This window comes from Streptomyces aureus (assembly GCF_001418135.1).
In the GTDB taxonomy this organism is placed as follows: domain Bacteria; phylum Actinomycetota; class Actinomycetes; order Streptomycetales; family Streptomycetaceae; genus Streptomyces; species Streptomyces aureus_A.
Genome location: NZ_LIPQ01000451.1, coordinates 1 through 2,687 on the forward strand (window position 1 = coordinate 1; position 2,687 = coordinate 2,687).

The 2,687-nt window shown below is 71.2% G+C and carries 5 protein-coding genes and 1 pseudogene; 2 read left to right on the plus strand and 4 right to left on the minus strand.

Annotated elements, in window-relative coordinates; all coding sequences use genetic code 11:
- Positions 1 to 38: 38 nt before the first annotated feature.
- The 4 genes from AOK00_RS30430 to AOK00_RS41650 all read right to left on the minus strand — a co-directional run bounded on the left by AOK00_RS30430 (position 39) and on the right by AOK00_RS41650 (position 2,235).
- Positions 39 to 707 (minus strand): hypothetical protein, encoded by a 669-nt coding sequence (locus AOK00_RS30430; protein WP_055603439.1) that lies wholly within the window; start codon positions 705 to 707, stop codon positions 39 to 41.
- 16 nt (positions 708 to 723) lie between these two features.
- The gene (gene panD, locus AOK00_RS30435) at positions 724 to 1,173 is read right to left on the minus strand and encodes an aspartate 1-decarboxylase (protein ID WP_055603437.1); all 450 of its coding nucleotides are present in this window, start codon (positions 1,171 to 1,173) and stop codon (positions 724 to 726) included.
- Between the two features lie 468 nt (positions 1,174 to 1,641).
- Positions 1,642 to 2,079 (minus strand): NUDIX hydrolase, encoded by a 438-nt coding sequence (locus AOK00_RS30440; protein ID WP_055603438.1) that lies wholly within the window; start codon positions 2,077 to 2,079, stop codon positions 1,642 to 1,644.
- A 30-nt stretch (positions 2,080 to 2,109) separates the two neighbouring features.
- Positions 2,110 to 2,235 carry an SDR family oxidoreductase gene (locus tag AOK00_RS41650; RefSeq protein ID WP_437441455.1) on the minus strand — a complete coding sequence of 42 codons (126 nt, stop codon included), beginning with the start codon at positions 2,233 to 2,235 and terminating at the stop codon, positions 2,110 to 2,112.
- Between AOK00_RS41650 and AOK00_RS40810 the strand changes: the two are divergent.
- Positions 2,233 to 2,358 (plus strand): annotated as a pseudogene (locus tag AOK00_RS40810) (serine hydrolase domain-containing protein); the annotation flags it as partial. The gene AOK00_RS41650 and the pseudogene AOK00_RS40810 sit on opposite strands and share 3 nt — an antisense overlap.
- Before the next feature lie 136 nt (positions 2,359 to 2,494).
- Entirely contained in the window at positions 2,495 to 2,644 is a 150-nt protein-coding gene (locus tag AOK00_RS40815) for a hypothetical protein (RefSeq protein WP_254047563.1), read from the plus strand.
- Positions 2,645 to 2,687: the final 43 nt, after the last annotated feature.

A 2,687-nucleotide genomic window follows, 5' to 3' on the forward strand; every position in this document is an offset into this window, starting at 1 on the left:
GCGGGCGCCGCGGCGCCCGCCGGATCCCGTCCTTCGGGTCAGCGGCCGGCCGCGCCACGCGGACCGGACACCGCCGCGGCCGCGGCGGCGAGCCCGAGGCGTGGACTCGCCAGGACCGGGCGTGAGGTGGTCGTCCGGTCGACGGCGTCGGCCATGGACGCCTGCGCGAGGACGACCACGCAGCCCTCCACCGGGGGCGCGCCGTCCACGGCCGCCGCCACGGCGTCGAGGTAGCCGTCCCGGTCCCCCGCCTCGAACAGCTCCCAGGCCCCCTCCACCACGACGGTGCTGATGAGCGAGGCCTCCGGTCCCGATTCCTCGGCGATGAGCGCGACGGTGGGTTCGAGGGTGGAGCGCAGCGCGGCCACGACGACGATCCGGCGGTACCGGGCGGCCTCCGCGGCCATCGGCCGGTCCACCCGGAGCACGGGCACGCCGAGGACGCCCGCCTGCCGCTCGGCGATCCCGCCGATCGTGGAGCAGGTGCAGAGCACGGCACCGGCGCCGTCCGCGACGGCCGCCGCGAGCGCGGCGGCCACCGCTCCGGCGACCGCCTCCGGCCCCGCCTCCCGGGCGCGCACCAGCAGCTCCTCGTCGACGAGGTGGCGCAGGACGAGCCCGGGATGGTGCCGGTCGCGGAGCCCGTCGAAGACGGGGACGTGGACGGGCGAGGTGTGCAGCAAAGCCAGGGTGCCGGTCGTGGTCACCACAGCCGTGGCCGGGTCAGACGTGCGCGGGCAGGGACTCGACGGCGGGCCCGGGCACGGCGTGCGGGCCGCGCACCGTGTCGCTCCCGGGGACGGGCGCGGAGGCGTCGGTCCCCAGCTCCACGATGCGGTTGTCGCCGTCGACGTGCACGACGCGCGGCACGAACGTCCGGGCCTCGGCGTCCTCGACCTGCGCGTAGCTGATGAGGATCACGAGGTCGCCGGGGTGCACGAGGTGCGCGGCGGCGCCGTTGATCCCGATGACACCGGAGCCGCGCTCGCCCTCGATGACATAGGTCTCGAGTCGGGCGCCGTTGTCGATGTCGACGATGTGCACGAGCTCACCCGGCAGGAGGTCGGCCGCCTCCATCAGGTCGGCGTCGACGGTGACCGAGCCGACGTAGTGCAGGTCGGCCTGGGTCACGGTGGCCCGGTGGATCTTGGACTTGAACAGAGTGCGCAGCACTGTGGACTCCTCGAAGACGGCTCCCTGCCTGCTTTGTGCAGGTCAAGGGCGGTCTCGACCTTACACCGGCACCCCCGTCCGATGTTTGTGAGGAACATCGCTCCGGTCGGGCTGGACGGTTTCCCGTCTGGGCTTTCGCGCCGTCACCGACGCCTGTACAGGCAATCCCTCGGGAACGCCCGGCGGCTCATGCTGACCGAACGCCGACTTGCCTGATGGCCCATCAAACATGCGGGAGACCCCTCCGCACACACGAACGACGTGCGTCCACGCCCACCGACCTGTCGGGCACCGACGTCACTCTGGCCCATGGAGCACGGTCCGTTTGGCCATCAGTCGGTCGGCACTCGACCGCCCTGGAAGCCGGCTCGCGAGGGGCCGCCTCCGGGCTCCCCGCGCTGACCTCGGAAGGCTGCAGGGACCGGCTCATCTCAGAGCCGGTCCCAGCAGGACTTCGTACACGCCGGCTCAGAGCGACGCCTCGACTCCGAGGCTTCCGGCGCCGACGGCTTCCCTCAGGACGTGGGCGATCTCCTCGGGCTTGAGATCGATGCCGTCGAGCGCCTCCAAGGTCAGCGGGACCTCCTCCAGCGCGTACTCGCCGCGGCCTTCGGCACTGAATTCGGGACCGGTGCGGTCGTCGAAGGACCAGGTCGCGATGCGGGCGAGGTAGAAGAGCTGGCGCTCGTCGTCGGTCTCCATCGTGTGGAGGAGGCGGACGATGTCGGCCTTTCCCGCGATCTCCTCGTGGATCTCCCGGTGGAGGGCGGCCTCCCGGGACTCGTCACTGGGTTCGACGCCGCCGCCGGGCAGGACCCAGTACTCGGGGATGCCGGGCCTGGTACGGCGGATGACCAGCATCGTGTCGTCGGTGGTGACGAGGACGGCGCGGACTCGTTCGATCATTTCGGTTCTTCTCCTTGCTTGTTGACAGTCTCAGTGGAGCAGTAGGCCGCCGTCGACGTGGACGGACTGCCACGTGATGAACGAGGCGGAGGGACCCCCGAGGAACACCATCAGGGCCGCGACGTCCTCGGGCCGGCCGCAGCGCGGGACGCCCAAGGCCGCTGGGCCGTCCTCCTCACCAACAAGCTCCGCTACAACCGCGAACGCGATGCCCTGGCGGAGGTCCGAAATGCGTTCCGCGCCAAAGCCCTCTCATTCTCAGGATCGTCGGTCAAGTAGTGGTTGGCCGCCCCAGCAGTTCGTCCCCAGCGGACGCGGCTGAAGGCCCGACGTCGCCGTTCCGACGTCACCTCGGTATCTCGCAGCCGAGAATCCGATGCGCTGCGCGCCGCCGGGATCACCCGACGTGCCGGTCATGTGCTGGCTCTGGACCCCCGGCGACCCCTGGGACCAGGGCATCGAGGCCGGTCTCGACATGTCCGTCACCCGGATCGGCGCGCGCGTCCCGCGCGTGTACCTGGAGAACCGTCCCGTCTCCACCTCTCGGACAGGAGAATCAGTGTGAGAATCCGTTCCGTCCTCACCGTCCTCGCCCTCGTCCTCGGCGC